21 protein-coding genes are annotated in these 23833 nt (G+C 43.9%); 5 read left to right on the top strand and 16 right to left on the bottom strand.

Going from position 1 to position 23833, the window contains the following annotated elements; translation table 11 throughout:
• Nucleotides 1-181: 181 nt before the first annotated feature.
• Both CWO13_RS14050 and btsR read left to right on the top strand, forming a co-directional pair.
• A complete protein-coding gene (locus CWO13_RS14050) occupies nucleotides 182-1852 on the top strand; it encodes a sensor histidine kinase (RefSeq protein ID WP_102432237.1) in 1671 nt (556 codons plus the stop codon).
• Nucleotides 1853-1955: 103 nt separating this feature from the next.
• A complete protein-coding gene (btsR, locus tag CWO13_RS14045; protein ID WP_055319044.1) occupies nucleotides 1956-2687 on the top strand; it encodes a two-component system response regulator BtsR in 732 nt (243 codons plus the stop codon).
• A 132-nt stretch (nucleotides 2688-2819) separates the two neighbouring features.
• Here btsR and ispH read toward each other — a convergent pair whose 3' ends face one another.
• The 6 genes from ispH to murJ form a co-directional block, all read right to left on the bottom strand.
• A complete protein-coding gene (gene ispH, locus CWO13_RS14040; protein ID WP_102394042.1) occupies nucleotides 2820-3776 on the bottom strand; it encodes a 4-hydroxy-3-methylbut-2-enyl diphosphate reductase in 957 nt (318 codons plus the stop codon).
• A gap of 136 nt (nucleotides 3777-3912) precedes the next feature.
• Nucleotides 3913-4344, bottom strand: a complete 432-nt coding sequence (fkpB, locus tag CWO13_RS14035; RefSeq protein ID WP_017062866.1) for an FKBP-type peptidyl-prolyl cis-trans isomerase — start codon at nucleotides 4342-4344, stop codon at nucleotides 3913-3915.
• 149 nt (nucleotides 4345-4493) lie between these two features.
• A complete protein-coding gene (lspA, locus tag CWO13_RS14030) occupies nucleotides 4494-4994 on the bottom strand; it encodes a signal peptidase II (protein WP_102394038.1) in 501 nt (166 codons plus the stop codon).
• 157 nt (nucleotides 4995-5151) lie between these two features.
• Entirely contained in the window at nucleotides 5152-8010 is a 2859-nt protein-coding gene (gene ileS, locus CWO13_RS14025) for an isoleucine--tRNA ligase (RefSeq protein ID WP_102394039.1), read from the bottom strand.
• Between the two features lie 63 nt (nucleotides 8011-8073).
• Nucleotides 8074-9009 (bottom strand): bifunctional riboflavin kinase/FAD synthetase, encoded by a 936-nt coding sequence (gene ribF, locus CWO13_RS14020; RefSeq protein WP_102394040.1) that lies wholly within the window; start codon nucleotides 9007-9009, stop codon nucleotides 8074-8076.
• 70 nt (nucleotides 9010-9079) lie between these two features.
• Nucleotides 9080-10642: a murein biosynthesis integral membrane protein MurJ gene (gene murJ / locus CWO13_RS14015; protein ID WP_032501129.1), complete on the bottom strand. Its 1563-nt coding sequence runs from the start codon at nucleotides 10640-10642 to the stop codon at nucleotides 9080-9082.
• Nucleotides 10643-10893: 251 nt separating this feature from the next.
• Here murJ and rpsT point away from each other — a divergent pair, with 251 nt between their 5' ends.
• A complete protein-coding gene (rpsT, locus tag CWO13_RS14010) occupies nucleotides 10894-11154 on the top strand; it encodes a 30S ribosomal protein S20 (protein ID WP_012603273.1) in 261 nt (86 codons plus the stop codon).
• 284 nt (nucleotides 11155-11438) lie between these two features.
• Here rpsT and CWO13_RS14005 read toward each other — a convergent pair whose 3' ends face one another.
• Together CWO13_RS14005 and nhaR are read right to left on the bottom strand one after the other, a co-directional pair.
• Nucleotides 11439-11732, bottom strand: coding sequence for an ArsR/SmtB family transcription factor (locus CWO13_RS14005; RefSeq protein WP_004735028.1), 294 nt, complete (start codon nucleotides 11730-11732; stop codon nucleotides 11439-11441).
• A 100-nt stretch (nucleotides 11733-11832) separates the two neighbouring features.
• Nucleotides 11833-12723 (bottom strand): transcriptional activator NhaR, encoded by an 891-nt coding sequence (gene nhaR, locus CWO13_RS14000; RefSeq protein ID WP_048658065.1) that lies wholly within the window; start codon nucleotides 12721-12723, stop codon nucleotides 11833-11835.
• Nucleotides 12724-13113: 390 nt separating this feature from the next.
• On the opposite strand from nhaR, the gene CWO13_RS13995 reads away from it, so the two are divergent.
• Nucleotides 13114-14259 carry a Na/Pi symporter gene (locus CWO13_RS13995; protein ID WP_048662115.1) on the top strand — a complete coding sequence of 382 codons (1146 nt, stop codon included), beginning with the start codon at nucleotides 13114-13116 and terminating at the stop codon, nucleotides 14257-14259.
• 270 nt (nucleotides 14260-14529) lie between these two features.
• Here the strand turns inward: CWO13_RS13995 and CWO13_RS13990 are convergent, their stop codons facing one another.
• From CWO13_RS13990 to rppH, 7 genes are all read right to left on the bottom strand, one after another.
• On the bottom strand, nucleotides 14530-15006 hold the full coding sequence (locus CWO13_RS13990) for a hypothetical protein (protein ID WP_102432239.1): 477 nt from the start codon (nucleotides 15004-15006) through the stop codon (nucleotides 14530-14532).
• 204 nt (nucleotides 15007-15210) lie between these two features.
• Entirely contained in the window at nucleotides 15211-16599 is a 1389-nt protein-coding gene (locus CWO13_RS13985) for a winged helix-turn-helix domain-containing protein (RefSeq protein WP_102432240.1), read from the bottom strand.
• A gap of 124 nt (nucleotides 16600-16723) precedes the next feature.
• A complete protein-coding gene (locus tag CWO13_RS13980) occupies nucleotides 16724-17575 on the bottom strand; it encodes a thymidylate synthase (protein WP_017056122.1) in 852 nt (283 codons plus the stop codon).
• A gap of 9 nt (nucleotides 17576-17584) precedes the next feature.
• Nucleotides 17585-18406, bottom strand: a complete 822-nt coding sequence (lgt, locus tag CWO13_RS13975) for a prolipoprotein diacylglyceryl transferase (RefSeq protein ID WP_017059338.1) — start codon at nucleotides 18404-18406, stop codon at nucleotides 17585-17587.
• 57 nt (nucleotides 18407-18463) lie between these two features.
• On the bottom strand, nucleotides 18464-19255 hold the full coding sequence (locus CWO13_RS13970; protein ID WP_108083091.1) for a sulfite exporter TauE/SafE family protein: 792 nt from the start codon (nucleotides 19253-19255) through the stop codon (nucleotides 18464-18466).
• 8 nt (nucleotides 19256-19263) lie between these two features.
• Entirely contained in the window at nucleotides 19264-21513 is a 2250-nt protein-coding gene (gene ptsP / locus CWO13_RS13965) for a phosphoenolpyruvate--protein phosphotransferase (RefSeq protein WP_019820560.1), read from the bottom strand.
• 2 nt (nucleotides 21514-21515) lie between these two features.
• Nucleotides 21516-22034 (bottom strand): RNA pyrophosphohydrolase, encoded by a 519-nt coding sequence (gene rppH / locus CWO13_RS13960; protein WP_017059335.1) that lies wholly within the window; start codon nucleotides 22032-22034, stop codon nucleotides 21516-21518.
• 616 nt (nucleotides 22035-22650) lie between these two features.
• Between rppH and mutH the strand changes: the two genes are divergently transcribed.
• Complete coding sequence (gene mutH, locus CWO13_RS13955) at nucleotides 22651-23316, top strand: DNA mismatch repair endonuclease MutH (protein ID WP_055319051.1); 666 nt, start codon at nucleotides 22651-22653, stop codon at nucleotides 23314-23316.
• Between the two features lie 89 nt (nucleotides 23317-23405).
• Here mutH and CWO13_RS13950 read toward each other — a convergent pair whose 3' ends face one another.
• On the bottom strand, nucleotides 23406-23717 hold the full coding sequence (locus CWO13_RS13950) for a DUF6482 family protein (RefSeq protein WP_004735016.1): 312 nt from the start codon (nucleotides 23715-23717) through the stop codon (nucleotides 23406-23408).
• Nucleotides 23718-23833: the final 116 nt, after the last annotated feature.

Genomic DNA, 23833 nt, shown 5'->3' with positions numbered 1-23833 from the left:
TCCCGTAATCACCCAGTGATTCGTGGAAATTAAGACTAAAGCCCGTCCTCTGTGATGGGCTTTACTGTATCTCAGCATTGAGAAGCAATCGTCACTCGATATAACCAACGAAAACACAAGCAAAGCTACCGTTACCACGCAATGAGCTTTACACTTAACAAGCGTCTCAATAGGTGAAAATATGGAACTCATTCTCTCTCTTCTGCAACAAACTTGTGTCTACTTAGTGATTGCTTACATGCTAAGTAAAACCCCGCTGATTCTCCCTCTGTTAAGCATCTCTTCACGCTTAAGTCATAAAGTCAGCTGTTATGTTCTGTTTTCCCTGTTCTGCATTATGGGCACCTATTTCGGACTGCAGATTAATGACGCGATAGCCAACACTCGTGCAATGGGGGCGGTAATGGGAGGCCTGTTTGGCGGCCCTGTCGTTGGCTTTGCCGTAGGCTTTACCGGCGGGATTCATCGCTACTCATTAGGTGGCTTTACTGACTTAGCTTGTGCGATTTCAACCACTGCAGAGGGCCTGATTGGTGGCTTGCTGCATGTATACTTAGTCCGAAAGAACAAAGCCAGCCAGTTGTTTAACCCGATGGTGGTGTTCTCTGTGACGCTATTTGCAGAGATCATTCAGATGTTAATTCTGCTCGCAGTCGCTAAACCGTTTGAGCAGTCCTACGCTCTAGTTTCTGATATTGCCGCGCCAATGATCATTGCTAACTCAGTGGGCGCTGCACTGTTCATGAGCATCATCCAAGACAGAAAAACCATCTTCGAGAAATACTCCGCAACCTTCTCGCGCCGCGCACTTACTATTGCCGAGCGTTCGGTAGGTATTTTGCATGGCGGGTTTAATTCAGATAACGCGCAAAAAATCGTACGTATCGTTTACGAAGAGACCAATGTTGGGGCGGTAGCGATCACCGACCGAGAAAAAATCCTCGCGTTCGTTGGCATTGGCGATGAACACCATATTCCAAATACCCCTATTTCATCGCAAAGCACGCTCACTTCGATGGAACAGAACGACATCATCTACCTTGATGGCAAAGAGAACCCATACCAATGTTCTCTTTCGCAAGATTGTAAGTTAGGTTCTGCGCTGATTATCCCACTGCGTGCCGGTAACGAAGTCGTCGGTACCATCAAACTGTATGAGCCTAAGCTAAAGCTATTTTCAACCATCAACATGTCGATGGCTGAAGGTATTGCTCAACTATTGTCGAGTCAGATCCTGTTCAGCAACTATCAGCAACAACAAACCCTGCTTACCCAAGCTGAAATCAAACTACTGCACGCTCAAGTGAACCCACACTTCTTGTTTAATGCGCTTAATACGATTAGCGCCGTTACTCGCCGTGACCCTGATAAAGCGCGAGAGCTTATTCAGCACCTATCTCACTTCTTTAGAAGCAACCTTAAGCAGAACATCAACACTGTGAAACTCAAAGATGAGCTTGCACACGTCAATGCGTATCTCACCATTGAAAAGGCACGTTTTACCGACCGGTTAGAAGTGGAATGGGACATAGATCCACAGTTATACGAGTCACAACTACCAAGCTTTACCCTGCAACCATTGGTTGAGAACGCCATCAAGCATGGCATTTCGAACATGCTAGAAGGTGGCACAGTGAAGATCTATAGCGAGGCTTTCGAGAGTGGGTTCAAGTTAACCGTTGAAGACAACGCGGGTAATTATCAGAAGCCATCTCAAGATCATGTAGGATTAGGGATGGAGATTGTTGATAAACGACTCACTAATTTCTTTGGACAAGATTCAGCACTAAAAATAGAATCTCAACCACAGCAATTTACTCGAATGAGCTTTATCATACCTATACTAAAATAATGATGTTTTCATAGATGTTAGCTCCCCCAGTAGTAACATTTAGCAGACATTAAAAAGATAAGCGTGAATCAAGCAGGGATGGCACAAAAATGAAGATTGTAGGATGTTAAAAGCATTAGTTATCGATGATGAGCTTTTTGCTCGCGAAGAACTGATTGAACTTCTGACCGAAACCGGAGAAGTCGAAGTCATTGGTCAAGCGAGTAACGCAATTGAAGGACTTAAGCAGATCAACCTTCTCAAGCCTGATGTGGTGTATTTGGACATTCAAATGCCTCAGGTCACCGGTATTGAATTGTTGAGTATGCTTGACCCGGAAACCATGCCCTACGTGGTATTCGTCACCGCCTACGACCAATATGCTATTCAAGCCTTTGAAGATAATGCTTTTGATTACCTACTTAAGCCAGTCGAGCCTTGTCGATTAAACAAGAGCGTTTGTCGCCTGAATAAGGTCATCAAACAAAATCAGAAAGCGCCAGCACAAGACATCTCTGCGATTGCTCCCTGTCACTTAGAGCAGATTCCATGTATTGGTCATAACCGCATTGTGATCATGGCAAGCCAAACGGTCGAGTGCGCCTATTCCGATATCAGTGGGGTGCATGTACGTAGCTCATCGCAAACCGCGACTTCACAGTTAACGCTAAAGATCTTGGAAGAAAAAACCGATTTGATCCGCTGTCATCGCCAGTATTTGATCAACATAAAGTCGATCCAAGAGATCAAACTGTTAGAGAATGGATTAGCGGAGATCATTACCCTGACTGGCTTTGAAGTCCCTGTTAGCCGTCGTTACCTCAAGACTTTAAAAGAGCAGCTCGGTCTTCAGTAAACACATCTCGGACGGGACATACAGCACGATCAAAAAAGCCAACGCATCAACGTTGGCTTCCTACTGTTTACAAATCGATAGTATTTGCGAATCAACTGTTTGCGAATCGCTAGTGTCTCGAATCAATAGAGATTAATCTACTTGCTTGATCTGCAGCTCTTTAGGTACTTCGAAGAACATGTTCTCTTCGCGACCTTGAATCTCTTCAACGCCAGTCGCACCTAGTTCGCGGATACGATCTAAGATTTGGTTAACTAACTCTTCAGGAGCAGAAGCACCAGCCGTTACGCCGATTTTCTTCTTGCCTTCAACCCATTCAGTCTGAATATCTTCTGGGCAATCCGTTAGGTAGCCTGGTGTGCCTAGCTTCTCAGCTAGCTCTTTTAGGCGTGTAGAGTTCGATGAGTTCTTAGAACCAACCACTATCACCACATCAACGTCATTCGCCATCTCACGCACCGCGTCTTGACGGTTTTGAGTCGCATAACAGATGTCGTCTTTACGAGGGCCTTGAATCTCAGGGAATACACGACGTAACTCTTCAATTACATCTGCCGTTTCATCAACAGACAGCGTAGTTTGGCTCACGTAGTGTAAGTTACTTGGATCATTAACCACTAGTTTTTGTACGTCTTCTGGTCTTTCAACCAAGTACATACCACCTGTTTGACTCGCGTACTGACCCATAGTGCCTTCAACTTCCGGGTGACCCGCGTGACCGATCAGTACTACTTCCATATGTTTACGGCTCGCACGAGCAACCTCCATATGAACTTTAGTCACCAAAGGACAGGTTGCATCGAATACCGTTAGCTCGCGCTCCTTCGCTTCTTTACGAACCGCTTGAGAAACACCGTGAGCAGAGAAAATCACGATATTGTCGTCAGGCACTTCACTCAGTTCTTCGACAAAAATAGCACCACGTTGCTTGAGCCCCTCAACAACAAAGCGGTTGTGTACCACTTCATGGCGAACATAGATCGGTGGCTGATACATTTCAAGTGCGCGCTCTACGATGCTAATCGCACGATCGACACCGGCACAAAAGCCACGAGGGTTAGCTAACATTATTTTCATTTCATTGCTCATCATTTACCGCGGTACTAAGGTTGTTTCTATAGAGTTCGCCGTCAGCGAGGTTCGCATTCTACAGTGAAGCGTCTAGACAGTGAAGCTCTAGGTGACATCACCGCAGTAAGGCTATCTTATTCTAACGTTAAGAGAGTTATTCTACCGTTAAGATATTGACGTCAAACGTAACGTCTTGACCTGCGAGTGGGTGATTAAAATCAACCGTCACTGAATCACCTGCGATCTCAGTAATAATACCTGGAATTTCCATCCCATCAGGACCAGAGAATGCCATGATAGTACCCACTTCAACTTCAGAATCACCAACAAACTTAGCACGATCCATATAATGAATATGATCAGGGTTTGGCATACCAAACGCATCTTCCGCTTTCAGTTCGATAGACTTTTCAGTTCCAGCTTCAAGTCCAAGTAAGCACGCTTCAAAGTTCTCACTTAGGCTGCCATCGCCCATGACGAACTTTGCAGGTTTGCCCATATTTTCGGTGCTATCGGCAACTGAACCATCCTTCATTTTAATCGTAAAATGTAGAGTTACTGCTGAATCATTTTTAATTGCTGCCACGTTACTTTCCTTAGATTTCTTTATTATTTGAGGATGCATTGTGCTTTGCTTCCTTGTTGACTGAAGCATAAAAAAAAGCGCCGTCGGAATCAACCGACAGCGCTTAGGGCTATTCTATTCTGTGAGTCATAGACTGACTTTGAGGCAAGCTATTTGCTTTCGTCTTTCTTACGGAAACCATCTAGGATGATCATCGCAGCACCGATACAGATTCCCATATCGGCTAAGTTAAATGCGGGCCAATGGTAAGTGCCCCAGTAGAAGTCTAAGTAATCGACAACAAAGCCATGTACGACTCGGTCAAACACATTTCCTACTGCGCCACCAATGATGATCGCATAAGCAATGTTATTCCACTTCTCTGCAGCTGGTAGTTTGCTCATCCAGTACGTCAGCATACCTGTTACCGCAAATGCGATACCGGTAAATAACCAACGCTGCCAACCACTTTGATCACTCAAGAAGCTAAACGCTGCACCATAGTTATGCACGTACAAAAAGTTAAAGAATGGCAGAACCTCAATACGGTTTGCCCAGCCATAACCCATGTTATCCATAACAAAGAGTTTAATGCCGATATCGGCAAGGAAGACCACTAGGGCCAACCATAGCCAACGCACACCAGATTGTTTTAACGAAACTTCACTCATTTCTATTCCTAGTATTTACGAAGTTGGTATTCACTGTTACTCAATTTAAGTGACCTGATTACCGTACTTGTATAAACACATTTCCTATAATTAAAAATAACCCCAGTTGATACTGGGGCTATGATTTTTACAAAAAGTTCAGTCTTTCTCTGAGCTGTTATGCGAACTTACGCACTTCGCCTTCACCGTCGATGTTCGACACACAACGACCACAAACTTTCTCATGACCTTCAATAGTGCCTACATCTGGAGTGTGGTGCCAGCAACGGTCACACTTCTCAGCTTCAGTAGCTGCAACTTCAACGAATAGACCAGCAACGTCTGTCTCTTGAGCTGCATCAGACTTCTCGCTTAATGGCTTAACAACAGCTGCAGAAGTGATAAGTACGAAACGTAGCTCATCTTCTAGCTTGTTGATTTTCGCCGCTAGTGCGTCGTCAGCGTATAGAATCACTTCAGCTTGCAGTGCGCCACCGATCGTTTTCTCTTTACGAGCATCTTCAAGAAGCTTGTTCACAGCGCCACGAACCGTTTGGATTTCAGCCCAGAATTCGTTGCTTAGCTCTTCGCCTTCAGCTAGACCGAATAGGCCTTCGAACCATTCGCCAGTAAACACGAACTTGTCGCGCTCACCCGGCATCTCGTTCCAGATTTCATCTGCAGTGAACGACATGATAGGTGCCATCCAACGAACTAGAGCTTCTACGATGTAGTAAAGCGCAGTTTGACAGCTACGTTGAGCATGGCTGCCCTGCTTCGCTGTGTACTGACGGTCTTTAATTACGTCTAGGTAGAAAGAACCCATTTCGATAGAACAGAACTGCATTAGACGTTGAGTCACACCGTGAGTGTTGTACTCGCCGTATGCTTTAACAATCTCTTCTTGTGCAGCTTGAGCACGGCCAACAGCCCAGCGATCAAGTGCAACCATCTCTTCAGCAGGTACTAGGTCAGTTTCAGGGTTGAAACCATTCAAGTTCGCTAGGAAGAAACGCGCTGTGTTACGAATACGACGGTAAGCATCAGCTGAACGCTTCAGGATTTCATCAGAAACCGCAACTTCACCCGTGTAGTCTGTAGAAGCAACCCATAGACGCAGGATATCTGCACCTAGCTTGTTGGTTACATCTTTAGGTGCAACAACGTTACCGATAGATTTAGACATCTTACGGCCGTTACCGTCAACCACGAAACCGTGAGTTAGTACTTGCTTGTATGGTGCTTCGTCTTTCATCGCAATAGATGAAATTAAAGAAGACTGGAACCAGCCACGGTGTTGGTCTGAACCTTCAAGGTAAAGATCAGCACTGTGAGTACGCTCTTCGTTCGGGAAGTTGTACTCTTCACGAGAATCAACAACCGAGAAGTGCGTCACACCTGAGTCGAACCATACGTCTAGCGTATCCATTACTTTTTCGTACTTATCAGCGTCTTCTGCGCCCATAAGTTCAGCAGCGTCTACATCCCACCAAGCTTGAATACCTTTCTCTTCAACTAACTTCGCGACTTTTTCAATAAGCGCTGGGCTTTCTGGGTGAAGTTCTGCTGTTTCTTTATGAACGAACAGAGCAATTGGCACACCCCAAGTACGTTGACGAGAGATACACCACTCAGGGCGACCTTCAACCATACCTTCGATACGGCTTTGACCCCATTCAGGCAACCACTCAACACTCTTGATAGACTCTAGTGCTTTAGCACGTAGGCCAGCTTGATCCATAGAGATGAACCATTGTGGTGTTGCACGGAAGATGATTGGAGTTTTGTGTCTCCAACAGTGTGGGTAGCTGTGCTCGTAAGCGTGGTGATGCAGAAGTGCACCTTTATCTTTTAGAACTTCTAAAACAGAGTCGTTCGCTTTAAATACGTGCTGACCAGCAAATAGCTCAGTATCTGGCAGGTAAACGCCGTTTGAACCAACTGGGTTAGCGATTTCTAGGTTGTACTTCTTACCAACCACGAAATCCTCTTGACCGTGGCCAGGCGCAGTGTGAACCACACCAGTACCTGAATCCGTTGTTACGTGGTCGCCAAGAACAGCAGGAACAGTAAAATCGTAGAACGGGTGGTTGAACTGAGAAAGCTCAAGATCAGCACCTGTAGCAAAACCAAGGTTATGGAAATGCTCGATACCTGCACGGTCCATTACGTCTTTTGCTAGATCAGAAGCAACAACGATACGTTGAGCTGGTTGGTCGCCATTCGCTTCAACTTGGATAAGCACGTATTCAAGATCATCACGTAGACATACTGCGCGGTTCGCCGGCAGAGTCCATGGTGTTGTCGTCCAGATAACGATAGAAATTTCGCCTTGACCCGCATGACCTTCAGCTAGAGTAAATTTCTCTAGCAGCGCCGCTTCGTCAGCTGCTGTAAATTTCACATCGATAGATGGAGAAACTTTATCTTTATATTCAACTTCAGCTTCAGCCAGAGCAGAACCACAGTCAGTACACCAGTGAACTGGTTTGAAACCTTTAAGAAGGTGACCTTTGTCTGCGATTTTGCCTAGAGAACGAATGATGTTCGCTTCAGTGCCGAAATCCATAGTACGGTAAGGTTTGTCCCACTCGCCCATGATACCAAGACGTTTGAAGCTCTCTTTCTGACCTTCAACTTGGCCCGCAGCGTACTTACGACACTCTTCGCGGAATTCAGCAGCCGAAATCTTCTGACCAGGCTTACCTTTCTTCTTCTCAACCATTAGCTCGATTGGAAGACCGTGACAGTCCCAACCTGGGATGTACGGTGCATCAAAACCAGAAAGGGTCTTAGATTTGATAATAATGTCTTTAAGAATCTTATTCAGCGCGTGGCCAATGTGAATGTCGCCGTTCGCGTATGGAGGGCCATCATGCAGTACGAAAGATTTTTTACCTTTCTTTGCCTTACGGATTTCGCCGTAAAGATCTTCTTTGTACCAACGCTTCAGCATTTCTGGCTCACGATTTGCCAGATTACCGCGCATTGGGAACCCTGTTTCTGGTAAGTTCAGGGTATCTTTATAATCACTCATCGATTCTTAATTCCGTTATATTGGGCGAAGTTAGACATTATGTTAATCGGTGGAATCATCCGATTAATTCTTTAGCTGAAGCAGCCACACCCTTGCGGCTTCAGCATCCAATTCTATTTGATTCTTTAGTGCGTCGAACGATTCAAATTTTATCTCGTCGCGCAGTTTGTGCAAAAGTCGTACTTCTAACTGTTTACCATATAAATTGGCTTTAAAGTCAAAAAAGTGCACTTCTAATTGCTGCCTTACCCCATTAACTGTTGGTCGTTGTCCAATATTAGCAACGCCACCGACAGGAACACCGTCGATATCCAAAGCTTCAACAACATACACTCCCGATACAGGAGAAACACAACGCTTTAATGGAATATTAGCGGTAGGGAAACCGATAGTTCTCCCTAGTTTTCGACCATGAGAAACACGACCACTGATACTGTAGTCACGCCCTAGCATGGTAGCACTAGAAGCCAAGTCATTGGCCGCTAACGCATTTCGTATCTCAGTACTGCTTACTCGTAATTGGTTTAAGCAATAGCTCTGGGTGCTCACCACCTCAAAACCATACTTCTCGCCTGCCGCTTTGAGCATAGCGAAATTACCAGTACGACCCTTACCGAAGCAAAAATCGTCACCGACAACCAAGAATTTCACGCCAAGCTTATCAACCAAAAGGTCTTTAATGAACGCTTCAGCCGACAAGCTTGCAAAATACTGATTAAAATTCACACACAATAAACGACTGATATCTAGCTTACTCAGTTGCACGTATTTATCTCGTAAGCGAGTTAAACGTGCTGGTGCTTTACCTTTGGCAAACAACTCCATAGGTTGCGGCTCAAACGTCATGACAACAGAAGGGAGCCCTAATGCTGCAGCTTGTTTAGAAACCTGACTCAGAACCTCTTGATGCCCTAAATGAACACCATCGAAGTTACCTATGGTTAATACACAGCCATGATGCTGCGCTTTAATATTGTGTATACCTCGGATCAGTTCCATTGTGATCAGCTAAAACCTGTTATTAACATCATTTATTGTGTGAAACCGACGGATTATATACTAATCAGTATTAATCTGTCGCTGCTTTTAAATGTTTTACTCGGATACCTAAAACCAGTATCGACACAATATAAGCAAAGGCGCCAAGTGCGATCAACCCTGTTAGTGTCAACGCTCTTTGGTTAAAGCCCCAATCAAGCCACAATTGCATATTGTCTAGCTGCCATAAAATCACGCCAATCATTACCGTACCTGAGATCAATAATTTAAGGCTAAACAACAATGTAGTCTTGGTTAAACGATAAACACCCGCTAGATGCAAACCACGATAAAGCAGAGTCATGTTCACGAACGCAGACAACGCCGTTGCGATTGCCAAACCAACATAACCATAGAAATAAGCGAAGATTGCGTTGAACACCATGTTAGTCACCATCGCAATGATGCCGTACTTAACCGGTGTTTTGGTGTCTTGACGAGAGTAATAGCCGGGAGCCAATACTTTAATAAGCATGAAATTCAGCAAGCCTGAAGCGTACGCCACTAAAGACATTGAAGCCTGATTAACATCATGAGGAGAAAACTCACCACGCATAAACAGCACCATCAACATCGGTTTTGCTAACACAATAAGACCGAACATCGCAGGAATACCGAGCAGCAGTACCATGCGCACACCCCAATCCATGGTGTGAGCAAACCCTTCTCCTTCAGCATCAACGTGCTTACGAGATAAAGCAGGAAGAATAACCGTCGCAATGGCAATACCAAACAAACCGAGTGGAAATTCTAATAGTCGATCCGAGTAATACAGCCAACTGATCGAGCCCGTCGCTAGAAAACTGGCAATGAAAGTATCGAACAACAAGTTGATTTGACTTACTGACACACCAAACAAAGCAGGGATCATTAACGTGCGGATCTTAACCACGCCCGGATCTCTCCAACCCCACTTAGGCTTAACCAGTACTCCCGCTTTAATCAAGAAAGGCATTTGGAACAGGAATTGAACTAAGCCTCCAAGAAAAACGCCGATGGATAAACCAATTTCAGGTTGTTCTAAATTAGGAGCAAGAAACCAAGCACAAGCAATGATCATTACGTTCAAGAACACAGGCGTAAATGACGAAACCGCAAATTTGCCCATGGTATTAAGGATTGCACCTGATAAAGCGACAAACGTAATGAACCATAAATAAGGAAAAGTAATTTTCAGCATTAGGCTGGCGAGTTCAAACTTAGGCGCCGAGGGGCCGTCATTAAGCCAATCAATAAACCAACCCGCACCGAACATTGCGGTGATAACCCCAGAGCCTAATACCCCAAGCACCGTAACAATAGAAACCAACACCCCAAGAGTACCGGACACCTTTGCTATCAAGTCTCGAGTTTTATCTTTATCACCTGCGGCGTGATATTCCGTTAATACTGGTACAAAGGCTTGAGAAAAAGCACCTTCGGCAAACAGCCGACGTAAAAAATTAGGAATTTTATTGGCGAAGAAAAATACGTCTGCACTTGCTCCTGCCCCCATTAAGTTTGCTACTACGACATCACGTACTAGCCCCAAGACACGGGAAACAAAAGTCATTACACTGACAATCAGCCCTGACTTTAATAGTCGTTTACTCACAGAAACCTCTGACACTGGTTGATTACTTTCAAGCGAGGATAAATACTATCCTATCCTAAGAAGCATATTTATTAGCATTGGTCTAAAAATGCTGTTAGAATCCCCGCCATCTTAACCGCGATGACCTTTCCATACCAAAGTTTGTTTGGCTACGATTGGTTTTTGCACAAATCATTTGACAATTAAGCGCTAATGAGGGATAGTCCTCGCCCTTAAATTGTCACCGAACTAAGTTTTTGGGAGTTAGACCCTTGGCAAACAGTAAATCTGCTAAGAAGCGCGCTATCCAAGCTGAGAAACGTCGCCAGCACAATGCTAGCCGTCGTTCTATGATGCGCACTTACATGAAAAAAACTATTGCAGCTATTGAAGCTGGCAATAAAGAAGCTGCAACTGCTGCTCTTGTAGAAGTTACACCTCTTCTAGACCGTATGGCGACTAAAGGCCTTATTCATAAGAATAAAGCTGCACGTCATAAGTCTCGTTTCGCTGCTGCAATCAAAGCTCTTTAATAGAAATTTGATTACAACGCAAAACGAAAAAAACCGGCCTTGGCCGGTTTTTTTATATCTAAAATTTGAGAAATGCTATTATTTTCCGGTGATTATTTAACTGAAAAACCGCTAATTTGCTTACCGATAAATAGCTAAGCAGCTAAAAAACAACGAGAAAAAAACAGACAAGCAGATAGATAGGTCGGTAATATAGATAGGCACTCACGTTTGACGTGAAATACTGACACTTCCTTGTGTCGGTCTTATTCCTGATAAGAAATCCACCTCCCACCAGCAATAAGCTACTTGCAGTAAATACCATGCAGTAGGTTAATCATCGCTTTTACTTCTTCACTACTCAATGTGTAATACACAGTTTGAGCTTCTTTGCGAGTTTCGACCAAACCATCTCTTCTCAACCAAGCAAGATGTTGAGATAAAGCAGACTGACTCAGTTCCAACTTGCCACACAACTCCCCAACCGACAGCTCAGTACCATGTAATAGGCACAAGATCTGTAAGCGACGCTCGTTGGCCATGGCTTTGAGTAGAATCACAGCTTGTGCTGAGTTCTTCTCCATCTCTTTTAAGTTCATAGTTTGGCTCCCTACAACCTTTACGCCAACTACGGGCTATCAGTATTTCCGGCATATGGTGGAGTTATGATAATCGATATCAATTCATTAACAAACCGCCTCACTCGAACAATTTGCTAAAATCTGCGTCGCATACGTTTTTTACTGCTGGATGTTGGATCATCCTCTCAGCAAATATGACGTAGTACTCCTCTTTTAACTCTTCAATGCCACCTAATAATTGCAGTGATGTATCTTCCTCAACCTCAGACATATAAAGGGTTGGCGCTAAGAATATTGCGTCATCGTGGTAGCGAGCAAAAGCCTTCATCAATGCCGCATCATCAAACTCACCCAAAACATCAGGTTTAAGTCCTTGTCTATCAAACCACTGCAGCACTTTGCGCCCCATTGAGGTTCGACTACCAGGTATCAAAAGCTTTCTTTGTTCTAATACCGCGGGGAAGTTCACACCTTCAACCTTGCCGGAACTGAAAAAGCTCATTCCACTTTCGCCAAGCTTTTTACTAAACAGGCCAGGGCTTTGACTCGAATCCACCGGGCAATCAGACAAGATCATATCGAGCTTATGCTGAGAAAGTTGCTCAAGTAGCATTTCATGGGTCGATTCAAAGCAACGTAAATGAATGCTGTTATCTGGGGGAATCGTCGACATCAGTATCTTGCTTACGAGTCTTTTAGACAGTGCATCCGCAACACCAACATCAAACAGAATATTAGAGTGCTGGCTATAATTTACGATATCCAGCATCTCATAACTCAGGCCAAACATACGGTCAGCGTACTTAAAGACTAGCTGCCCAAGCTCTGTCGGCTCAACACTGCGACCATTACGCTTAGTTAACTTGCCATCCATACGCTCTTCTAACGCTTTTATCTGACCAGTTACTGTTTGTGGTGTTAGGAATAGAGCTTCTGCCGCTTTAGTAACAGAGCCTTGTTTGCAAACCATCCAAAAGTAATAAAGGTGGTTATAGTTGAGGTGCGACATAGATGTGCCGTAATAAAAGAGTAGATACCCTTTTATATCAAATATGACACTCCCACTCAACAAACTCGGAAAAACCAAACCTAACTAACCATTATCACCTGTTTTTACGAAGTGTCTGATTTCATAATGTAATATTTCAGCGATTATTTTCAATTTTTCTCTAACTTTTAAGATCTATATCACCCAAGTTGAAAATCACAAAAACACCAATTAAAACAAAAGGTTAAATTAACAACATTTACTGTCAAAATATTTAAACAGCAAATCATCACAAAAAAAACCAACCTAAACCAAAATGTAATATTACTGAAATATTTGTTCTCTAACATCACGCTCAGATTAAACAAACAGACCAAACACAGACTTAAACGGTCCAATGGAGAAAACATTATGAACCAAGCTACTACTGCAGCAGCGCCTATCTCGAGCACTACTCGTTGGCTACGCTGGGCTAACTTGGCATTCATGCTTTACCTACTATTACTTTCAGTTTCAATGGTTGGTACAGGCTTCAAATGGGCAACAGGCGAGCAAGCAAAGGTTCTTTTCGAATTTGCTTCACACCCAGTTGCAGGCTTAATGATTGGTTTAGTGGCAACAGCACTTATTCAATCATCAAGCACAGTTACTTCAATTATCGTTGGCCTTGTGGCAGGTGGTTTACCTGTTGAGCTAGCAATCCCAATGATCATGGGTGCTAACATTGGTACTACGGTAACCAATACGCTAGTTAGCCTTGGTCACGTTCGTTGTAAAGAAGAGTTCAAACGTGCATTCGCAAGTGCGACTATTCACGACTTCTTTAACCTATTAGCCGTTGCTATCTTCCTACCACTAGAGATGGCGTTTGGTATTCTAGAAAAGATTTCTCACTGGTTGGTATCACCAATGCTAGCAACAGGTGATATGAGCATGGGTGGTCTTAACTTCATCAAGCCAATCACTAAGCCAGTAGTTAGTGCTATTAAAGAGCCTCTATCAACATTTGGCGACACTGTTGGTGGCATCATGCTTATCGTTCTAGGTATTGCGACTATTTTCGTAGCTATCACGGTAATGGGTAAGCTAATGAAGAGCCTGATGGTTGGCCGTGCTCGTGAGATTCTAAAGAATGCAATTGGTCGTGGTCCTATCCACGGTATCGCTTCTGGCTCTATCGTTACTATCCTTGTTCAGTCTTCTTCTACGACAACAAGCTTGATGGTTCCACTAGTAGGCTCAGGTGTTCTTAAAGTACGTGACGTTTACCCATTCACTCTTGGTGCAAACATCGGTACATGTATTACGGCTCTACTTGCAGCTACAGCAGTATCTGGTGAGTTCGCAGTATTCGCACTACAAATTGCTCTAGTACACTTGGTGTTCAACATCATGGCAACGGTATTCATCTTCGGTATTCCGTTCCTACGTGAGCTACCAGTTAAAGCGGCAGACATGATTTCAGACATGGCTGTGAAGAACAAATCAGTAGTCGCTGGTTACCTTGTTGCGGTATTCCTTGTACTGCCTGGTACCGTGTTAGCTTTGACTGCTTAATAGCAAAACAAACATCGCTTATAGCAAAGCCCGCAACCTCCTAGGTTGCGGGCTTTTTCTTTTTAGGAACGGATGCAGGAAACAAAAAGAAGATGCGGGATTTGAGTAAGCGAGTAACGAAGACCAAAACCAGATACGAGATTCGTGTAAACGAGTAACGAAAAGCGACTATCTCTAATTATCTGCGTTTTAATATTTCATATCTAACTGACTCAAATCTAAACACGCTCTTCGCATCTCGAATCCCGTTTACTCGCATCTAAAAAACGCTTACTTACCTTGCTCATTACGCAGGTACATAATGGCAACCATACCAAAGCCGATAAATTGCCATAGATACTGCCCGTCGCTTGCACCTGTGATGGTTTGAGTGAAAGCCATACAAGCAGTCACAAACAGAGAAGCAAAGGCGGCATAGAGCAACCACGGACGTTCTTTGCCAACCATGAACTCACCAGCAAGTACCGAACGAAGAACCAATAAAAACGGCACACATTGCAAAGCAATCAAAATTGGGAACATAAAATCGAACGTTGGACTCAATAAAGCATGACCGATTTGGCTCTTATCCCAAGTGCCGACAATATAGCCTTTCCAACCCACCCAAGTGTCTCCCGCATAAGCGGTATCGGGTGTAATGTAGCCAAGTAGCACGCCCATCACTTTATCGATAAAGCCATTTTTAAACCAAAAGACGAATAAGAAGATCTGAATTGGAATGATCTGAAAAGCAAACTTCTTCAACATGTGTGTAGCCCCAATAATGAATGATTTGGTACCAGTATCTGGAAGTCGATGTTTTTACGCTTGATGCAAGGCAATCGAGCCTGAGTCCAAACAATAATCAAACATATTGAGACAAGAAAGTCTTGCGGATATACCGTTGCTATTGTCTCTCACGAAACACCTTCGCTTAAAAACGTATTTCGTGGTTTAGGAAAGGTTTGTTTTTTATAAAGATTCAATAAGATCAAACAGTTGACCGTCATTCTCTTTTTTTACTTCGGTATAACGTTGATAGTTGTATTGCGAACCTTTTGGGTTGTCCGACAGCTTGTCAGCCACACTCAGTAGATAAAAGCTGATTGGGCTCGGCGTACTTTCGGCAGCATAGGATAGATAAGGGAACGCTTGATTAGCATGTTGATTGATTAACAAGGCTAGCCCCAAGGTAAGATTAGCGATGTCACAACGTGGGTTCATCTCGAAGGCTTGCTTTGCCAGTTGCAGTGCATGTTCGCGGTCTTCTTGTTCATGATTTTGTAAATAAGCCAAAGATTCCGAATACGACAGCAAGGCATTGACCAGATAATTATCTCGCCCTTGTTGTTGAATCGTATCCAACTGAAGTGCTATTTCCTCAATTGGCTGACCACCTTTTCCTTGGTAGAACAACGATATCCCCTCGGAGATAACACTCCAATCATCGTAGTTATCAATAGAGGTCACTCGATGACTTGCCACGCCGTATTCGGAGCTCATTGGAGCAATAATGGCTTTGACCTCGAGAATCACATCCCCAATTGCATCAAAGAAATTATCTTGGCTAAAGCGTTTTTCCACTTTCTGACTTTGATTCGGTTGGCGATTGTTTTGTACAAGCACGCTCAACACATAATCACTGTCCTTTTGTTTGAGCCAACCTTTGAGTTCAACACCATTGTTGGTCAGTGATTGCTTGCCCTGATGCGATAGCTGAGAAAAGTGGTAACCCGATAAGTTTTTTGCCGAATTCAGCCCGTAGAAAAGATAGTTATAAACGCTTTCTGACATCTCATAATCGTTCGCAGAATCGAGTGTTATGTCATGAATATAAACAGGAATTACATCACTTTGATGAGCAGAAATAACAGCAGTGTCATTAGCTGGGACATCGGTTTGCCATGCCCAAGCTGCTATTAAGCCAATAGAGAATACTGCGGTTGTAATCAGGGCGATGGTTTTCTTTTTCGACTTAGCAACAATAGGCTCAAGTTGAGAGGCGTCCTCAACGGGAGTTGGTTTAACGCTCGACTGAGTCACCTCAACATCGAACTGGTAACCTTGTTTAGGGATCGTCTGAATAATGCGATACGGACGTGACTTATCCTGAAGTTGACTGCGCAATAAACTGATGACTTGCCTAACCAGATTGTCAGACACTTGAGTTCTTTGCCACACATCAGAGGCTATCTGCTGAGTGCTAACCACTTGCCCGCGATTTTCGATGAAATAGCTGAGTAGCTTTGCTTGTAATGGCTCTAGATGAATCGCCTCATCATCAATCACCAACTGATTTTTATCAGGGTAGAAAGCAATAGGAAAGTCATGTTGCAACACGAAGCAATGCGAACGAGTCATAGCAGTTCTGTGGTTAGAAAAGACCCCACAAGATTATTGGTTTTATAAATAGTAAGCAAGCCAAGTATCACAAATAAAAAAGGCTGCACAATGGCAGCCTTTCAATCAAACAAAGCAGATTAGATTAAACCGAGAACGGGTACTTAATCGCTTCGTGGCATTCGTAACCTTCAACCCAGAAGTCATCCATCGTTACCCATGTTTCCAAATCTTCTAGAGACTTAATCTCAGGATTGATATGGAATGTTGGGCCAGCTAACGGCTCACGCTTTAGCTGAATGTCACGCATTGGCGCCAGCTGATCTTCGTAGATATGAGCATTCACAAGCTTGTGGTAAGCCACGCCAGCTTTCTTACCCGTGATTTGCGCCATAATAGCTAGGAAGACATACACTTGAACCATGTTGAAGTTCAGGCCTAAAGGCACGTCACAAGAACGTTGAGTACTGTTTAGGTACAGAGTGTCACCAAGTAGAGAGAAGTGATGGCTGTACATACACGGACGCAAACATCCCATGTGGAACTCACCTGGGTTATAGAAGTTTAAGATCTCACCACGGTCATCAATACCGTTCGTTAGATCATCAACAATCTTCTTCAGTTGGTCGATATGACCGCCATCAGGTTTTGCCCATGCACGTCCTTGAACGCCGTAAACACGGCCCATATCGTCTTCGCCCTTGCGGTAAGGGTTATTTAGCCATGCCTCGTTCAAGTTCGAATTCGCATCCCAAGTCTTAGTACCTAGTTTGCGGAAGTCTTCAGCATTATCGTAACCACGGATGTAGCCAAGCAGTTCAGCAACCGCGGCCTTCCAAAAGCTCTTACGCGTTGTTACTAGAGGGAACTGGTTATTACCAACATCATATTCCAGGTCAGCATTGATCACGGTTAGGCAGCGCTTGCCCGTGCGTTCATTTTCAATCCAAGTACCGTCATCAACGATACGCTGACAGAGATCTAAATACTGTTTCACACCAATTCCTTACTTCGTTTGTTGTGGTAATTCGTCTTTGTAGTGACCACGCTTGTATGCCCACACCATCATCAGCACACCGATGATAACCATTGGCAGTGACAAAATTTGTCCCATAGAGATAAATCCACCGAACAAACCTAGGTGAGCGTCAGGTTCACGTACGTATTCTACTAAGAAGCGGAATGTACCATATCCTGCTAGGAATAACCCTGATACAGAACCAAGAGGACGCGGCTTTTTGATAAACCAGTTCAAGATGAAGAACAGCACAATACCTTCAAGCGCCATCTCGTAAAGTTGAGATGGGTGACGAGGAAGTGGGCCACCGTTAGGGAACACAATAGCCCATGGCACATCAGTCACACGGCCCCAAAGCTCGCTGTTCATGAAGTTACCTAAGCGTCCCATGCCTAAACCAAATGGCACCAATGGTGCAATCATGTCTGCCACACCAAAGAAGGTTCGACCGTTCTTTTTGGCATACCAAAACATGGCAGTAATAACACCAAGCAAACCACCGTGGAAAGACATACCGCCAGTCCATACCTTAAATAGATAAAGAGGATCTGCTAGGAAAAGGTCAAAGTTGTAGAAAAGTACGTAGCCAATACGACCACCCAGCACCACACCTAGAAAGCCAGCAAACAGTAAGTCTGATACTTGCTCTCGAGTCCAACCGCTGCCCGGTTGATCAGCTCGACGATTTGCTAACCAAAGAGCAAACATAAAACCAACAAGGTACATTAAGCCGTACCAACGAACTGAGATTGGTCCTAGTTCAATAAGAACAGGATCGATATTTGGGAATTCGATAAAACCCTGAGACATACTTGGCTCTCTATCTAAATTGATTAACGGTTAGCTCAATGGCTAACAGAAAAGACACTACAGCAGCATTGTGGCTGCTATAAACATTAAAAATACCGCAAAGAATTTCTTCAGCACAGAGGTTGGCAATTGAGTGGCCAGTTTCGCCTCCACTCGAGTGGTCAAAACTGAGGTACAAGATATCGCGATCAAAGCCGGCAGATAAACGTAACCTAAGCTATACGCAGGAAGATCATCAACAGAAGATCCATGCCAAATGAAACCGAGCATTCCCGAAATCGCGATAACACAACCGCATACCGAAGATGAGCCCACAGCTTTGCGCATTTCCACACCATGATGGTTAAGGAAAGGCACCGATAAAGACCCACCGCCAATGCCCGCCAAGCTTGATACCAAACCAATACCGCCACCACACAATACGGTTTTAGCTGAACCCGGCATCGACTTTTGGCTCTTAGAGCGAATCGACAACAGCATTTGCAACGCCAATACCAAAACAATCACACCAAAGACTTTTGGTAAGTATTGAGCTGGAATGACATCGGCCACGAAAGAACCGAGGAAGCCGCCTATAACGACACCCGGCATCAACCACTTAACGACAAATATCTCTACGTTACCTAATTTTAAATGGTTAATCGCAGACGATCCCGACGTAACAATGATGGTTGATAGCGAAGTAGCCAATGCCATTTGCATCGCAAACTCTTGGGGGATACCCGCTTTAGGAAGCAAAAACAGTAAGGCAGGAACCACCAGCAAACCACCACCAATGCCTAGCAAGCCTGCTAAAACACCAACAATAGCACCAAGGCCTGCTAACAAGCCTATTAGTTCATATGACACGTTAAATCCTATTTTTTACCTGCTCGAATGAAGCCTGTAAATTCACGCTCTTCGAAATAGTTCAGCATCATACTATAGATGTCACTACCATACGGTTTTGAAAGTGCCTTATTTGCCAAATCCTGTAATTCAGCCAAGTTCGATTGACGAATCAAATATTTGGTTCTTGCGACATTCGAGGTATTCATACTTAGCGTCTCATACCCCAATCCAATCAATAGCAGCGCGCCCATCGGGTCACCGGCTAACTCGCCACAAATACACACAGGTAATTGATATTGCTTACAAGTATCATGAATTTGTTTTAATGCCATGATCACCGCAGGGTGCATTGATTCATAGACATCGGATACTCGTGAATTGTTCCGATCAACCGCTAATAAATATTGGGTTAAGTCGTTGGTACCGACTGAAACGAAGTCGACCTTATCCGCAATCAGCGGCAGTATGTACAGCATGGATGGCACTTCAATCATGATACCAACGCGAGGCATACGCACTCGGTTATCAAGCTCATGCACTTCGTCATACGCTTGTTCAATCAGTTGTAGCGCGTCATCCAATTCCTGAGCACCAGAGATCATCGGCAGCAAAATGCTCAAGTTATGGCTTTCACAACTCGCACGTAGCATGGCACGCAGTTGAATAATGAAGATATCTGGATGATCGAGCGTAAAACGAATACCACGCCAACCAAGGAATGGATTGTCCTCTTCGATAGGAAAATAAGGTAAGGCCTTATCACCACCGATATCGAGTGTACGCATCACCACTTGTTTCTCAGGGTAACTTGCCAGCACAGAACGATACTGCTTGAATTGTTCATCCTCTGACGGGAATCTTTGCTGTAACAAGAAAGAGATTTCAGTTCGATACAGCCCTACTCCATCAACACCTTGGTTGATGGCGATGTTAGTGTCTGCACTCAAACCCGCATTAAGTAGAATCTCTACTTGCTTGTCGTCTTGCGTTTTTGCCGGTAGGTACAGCTCGCGATTGACCATAGAGGAGAGCTCACTCTCTTCTAGAATCAGCCCTCGATACTCTTTAAGCAGGTTTTTAGTCGGCTCAATAAAGATCTCACCGCTATACCCATCCACAATCGCTCGCTTGCCATTAGCTTGAGCTAGATTGAGATTTACCCCCATGACTGAAGGTATGCCAAGCGCTCGAGACAAAATCGCTGCATGCGAGTTCGCCGCCCCTTCCAAGGAAATAACAGCTAATAGCTTTTCTTTTGGAATAGACGCTAATACCGAAGCGGTTAACTCACGAACCACTAGAATAATCGGCTTATCTAATGTGCGGAGTTCATGTTCAGAGTTATGGAGGAAATAGAGCAACCTTTGTCCGAGCTCTCGGATGTCTTGTGCTCTCTCACGAAGGTACACATCAGACATACGAGCAAAGCGGTTCGAATAGCTCTCAACCACTTGTCTTAATGCCCAATCGGCTTTATCGCCTTTCTGAATTTGACTCTTTAGATCCTTACGCAACATAGGATCGTTGAGTAAGTGAGTAAACAGGTCAAAGATCGCTAATGCGTCTTTATTGATTTCGCTATCTAAGCGCTTTCGCATGCGCTTAAAGTCATTGAGGGCATTTTCAACCGCTACCGCCAACAACTCATGCTCTCTCTCTACATTGAGCGTCGAAGCAGGATAAACATCGGTAAGTTCAGGCTGGGTGTTGTCCCACCATAAATCACCAATCGCCACGCCCGATGAAGCTGCAATACCTTTAGTCGCAGGTAGCTTCTGTTGCTCTAACAGCCAATGACCTTGAGTTTGGGCGTGCGCCACAATAACGGCAAGTTGTGCTGAGAGCGTGACAAGGAAAGATTCTTCCATCTCACTGAATAAACGCGGAGTCTTCTGTTGAATGACCAATACACCGAGTACTTGCTTGCGGTGGATAATCGGAGTACCGAGAAAAGAGTGATAGACGTTTTCTCCAAGCTCTGGAAAAAACTTATAAGCAGGGTGAGCAGATGCTTGTGCAAGGTTGATAGGTTCAGCACTTCTTTTAACAAGGCCAACCAGACCTTCGTCAAAACCAATGTGAATGCTATTGCCTTTGAAGATCAGGCCTTGAGTTGCCATCAACTCAAGGCGCTGCATATCATTATTTGCCAAATACACGGTGCAACATTCCGTCTGCATCGCACTGCATGTCTCTTTCACCAAAATATCAAGAGCCGTCGACACATCTTCAACTCTTGATACGTGTTCAACTATTTCCCTTAGTTGACTGAGCATGCTTAACCTCTACGCAATTTGCGCTTTCCTTTTATTTTTCGCTCTTTAAACGGCATTGCTAAAGATGCGAACTCTTTCATCGCTCGACGGTAAACATCTCGCTTGAAAGAAACAACTTGTCGAACTGGGTACCAGTAACTCACCCAACGCCAACCATCAAACTCAGGTGTACTTCCACGCTGCATATTGATATGCGATTCATCGCAATCTAAGCGCAAAAGAAACCACTTCTGTTTTTGTCCAATACAGACAGGTTTAGAATCCCACCGAACCAGTCGTTTGGGTAGCTTATAGCGTAACCAATGACGACTTGTCGCGACGATCTTTACATCCTTTTTAGTAAGGCCAACCTCTTCATACAACTCGCGGTACATTGCCTGTTCCGGAGTCTCACCTTCATCTATTCCCCCTTGAGGAAATTGCCATGAATGTTGCCCGTATCGTTTAGCCCAGAAGACCTGACCATGGTTGTTACAGATTACAATACCAACATTTAATCGGTAACCATCGCCATCTATCACTGGCCAACCTCTATCTAAATTTTTAATTACTCTGATTTTTCCACATATCCCCAATCGGAGCAAACTTAGTGACGTGATAAGCGCTATATTTATGAATAATAACTAAAGATATGGATAAGTTTTGCTCAAATTCTAGTTACCCACACAATAGTGAGACATAGACCACATTTATTCACCTTTTCTGTGAATAACTATGTGAAGAATTACCCGCAATCGTTTTTTTTAATCCATAGATTCATCAACACAAAAAACGACAAATCAATAAAACTTAATTTATATTCATACAAATCAACCAATTAAAATAATATCTTAGTTTTAAAAAACATTGGAAATGTAAAAGATCTTTCAGAAATTCGACATGGTTAAAGATCAACCACTCCGATGTTTATCCACACTACCAAGTGAAAGATTCATTTTGAACCCCATTTGGCAAGCATTTTATCCACCATAAACCCCTGTTTATTTATCCACTAAATTAATATTTCAATTAATTACCTTTATGTCCTGTGGATAACCCTGAGTTTGATCCCTTTTCTCGCAAGGAGATCATTTCTTAACCAGTCGTCATTTGGTGATAACTTCTGATAAAATCGTTTTTTTGATCATACCTTTTATTATGAAACCAGAACCACAAACACAACAAGAGCTGTTAGAGCGCGCGTATGCCATCGCCGGAATGACCTTTAAAGAACTCGCCGACGAAGCCGAGATGCGGATGCCAAACGACCTTAAGCGTGATAAAGGCTGGGTTGGGCAGTTATTGGAATGGCACTTGGGTGCACCTGCAGGCAGCAAGCCAGAACAAGATTTTGCCAAGCTAGGGATCGAGCTAAAAAGTATTCCGATTGGCTATTCTGGCAAGCCACTCGAAACCACCTTTGTGTGTGTCGCGCCTTTGATGGGTGTGCAAGGCATAACTTGGGAAACCAGCCACGTTCGAAACAAGCTGTCTAAGGTGTTGTGGATCCCTGTCGAGGGAGAAAGAGAGATCCCGTTAGCAGAGAGGCATGTAGGATCCCCTTTATTATGGACACCTAGCCAAGCTGAAGACGAACTCTTGAAAAGAGATTGGGAAGAACTAATGGAATTGATCGTGTTAGGCAATGTGGAGCAAATAACTGCAAGACACGGTGAAGCACTGCATTTACGTCCAAAAGCTGCCAACAGTCGAGTGTTAACCGAAGCTTACGGTGCAAGTGGAAAACCTATCAAAACTAAACCACGTGGTTTCTATCTACGAACTCAATTCACCCACAAATTGCTGACAACACATTACGCATAGATCGTTTAATCGAGCCTCGGTAGCGAAAACTCTCAATGCGTTACAAAAGAGCCTGCAATTAGAATCAATCTCTAGCAACAAACGCTCTCTTAATGAGGTTTAAGCGCCAGTTCAATGTCACAGTAGCTTTGGCTTGGCTCATTACCAAACTCATCATACGCGTTATGTAGGCGAAGATACGCCTTTTCAAAGCCGAGCCGGAGTAACTCCTCTTTCACTTGATCCAAGGATCCAAAGTGAAGCGGCTCGCCGTCTTGCTTTACCGGTTCTAGCTTGTGTTTGTACTCCACCGCCAGTAGATATTCTGAGATATCAGAACAGCCTATAACGTACACTTTTGGAGTTTGATAAGAGTCTTTATGCTCTCCATGTAACCACATGTCTAATTGATGCTTCTGCATAGCCAGCCTCCCTTGCTCTATAAAGCTTAGTAGAACTCTTTTCCTTTACTAGATAACAACTTAAAAAAGCATAGATAACGGCTTAAAAAAGCAAAAAAGAGAAGCAAGAGCTTCTC

The sequence above is a fragment of the Vibrio sp. ZF 223 genome, assembly GCF_003050585.1.
In the GTDB taxonomy this organism is placed as follows: domain Bacteria; phylum Pseudomonadota; class Gammaproteobacteria; order Enterobacterales; family Vibrionaceae; genus Vibrio; species Vibrio crassostreae.
Note: the sequence above shows the minus strand (reverse complement) of the source record. Positions and strands in the feature narration are given on the sequence as shown.

Coding starts and splice junctions, on each gene's coding strand:
- CWO13_RS14050 (WP_102432237.1), top strand. CDS start 182: ATGGAACTCATTCTCTCTCTTCTGCAACAAACTTGTGTCTACTTAGTG.
- btsR (WP_055319044.1), top strand. CDS start 1,956: ATGTTAAAAGCATTAGTTATCGATGATGAGCTTTTTGCTCGCGAAGAA.
- ispH (WP_102394042.1), bottom strand. CDS start 3,776: ATGAGCAATGAAATGAAAATAATGTTAGCTAACCCTCGTGGCTTTTGT.
- lspA (WP_102394038.1), bottom strand. CDS start 4,994: ATGAGTGAAGTTTCGTTAAAACAATCTGGTGTGCGTTGGCTATGGTTG.
- ileS (WP_102394039.1), bottom strand. CDS start 8,010: ATGAGTGATTATAAAGATACCCTGAACTTACCAGAAACAGGGTTCCCA.
- ribF (WP_102394040.1), bottom strand. CDS start 9,009: ATGGAACTGATCCGAGGTATACACAATATTAAAGCGCAGCATCATGGC.
- CWO13_RS14005 (WP_004735028.1), bottom strand. CDS start 11,732: ATGAACTTAAAAGAGATGGAGAAGAACTCAGCACAAGCTGTGATTCTA.
- nhaR (WP_048658065.1), bottom strand. CDS start 12,723: ATGTCGCACCTCAACTATAACCACCTTTATTACTTTTGGATGGTTTGC.
- CWO13_RS13995 (WP_048662115.1), top strand. CDS start 13,114: ATGAACCAAGCTACTACTGCAGCAGCGCCTATCTCGAGCACTACTCGT.
- CWO13_RS13990 (WP_102432239.1), bottom strand. CDS start 15,006: ATGTTGAAGAAGTTTGCTTTTCAGATCATTCCAATTCAGATCTTCTTA.
- CWO13_RS13985 (WP_102432240.1), bottom strand. CDS start 16,599: ATGACTCGTTCGCATTGCTTCGTGTTGCAACATGACTTTCCTATTGCT.
- lgt (WP_017059338.1), bottom strand. CDS start 18,406: ATGTCTCAGGGTTTTATCGAATTCCCAAATATCGATCCTGTTCTTATT.
- ptsP (WP_019820560.1), bottom strand. CDS start 21,513: ATGCTCAGTCAACTAAGGGAAATAGTTGAACACGTATCAAGAGTTGAA.
- mutH (WP_055319051.1), top strand. CDS start 22,651: ATGAAACCAGAACCACAAACACAACAAGAGCTGTTAGAGCGCGCGTAT.
- CWO13_RS13950 (WP_004735016.1), bottom strand. CDS start 23,717: ATGCAGAAGCATCAATTAGACATGTGGTTACATGGAGAGCATAAAGAC.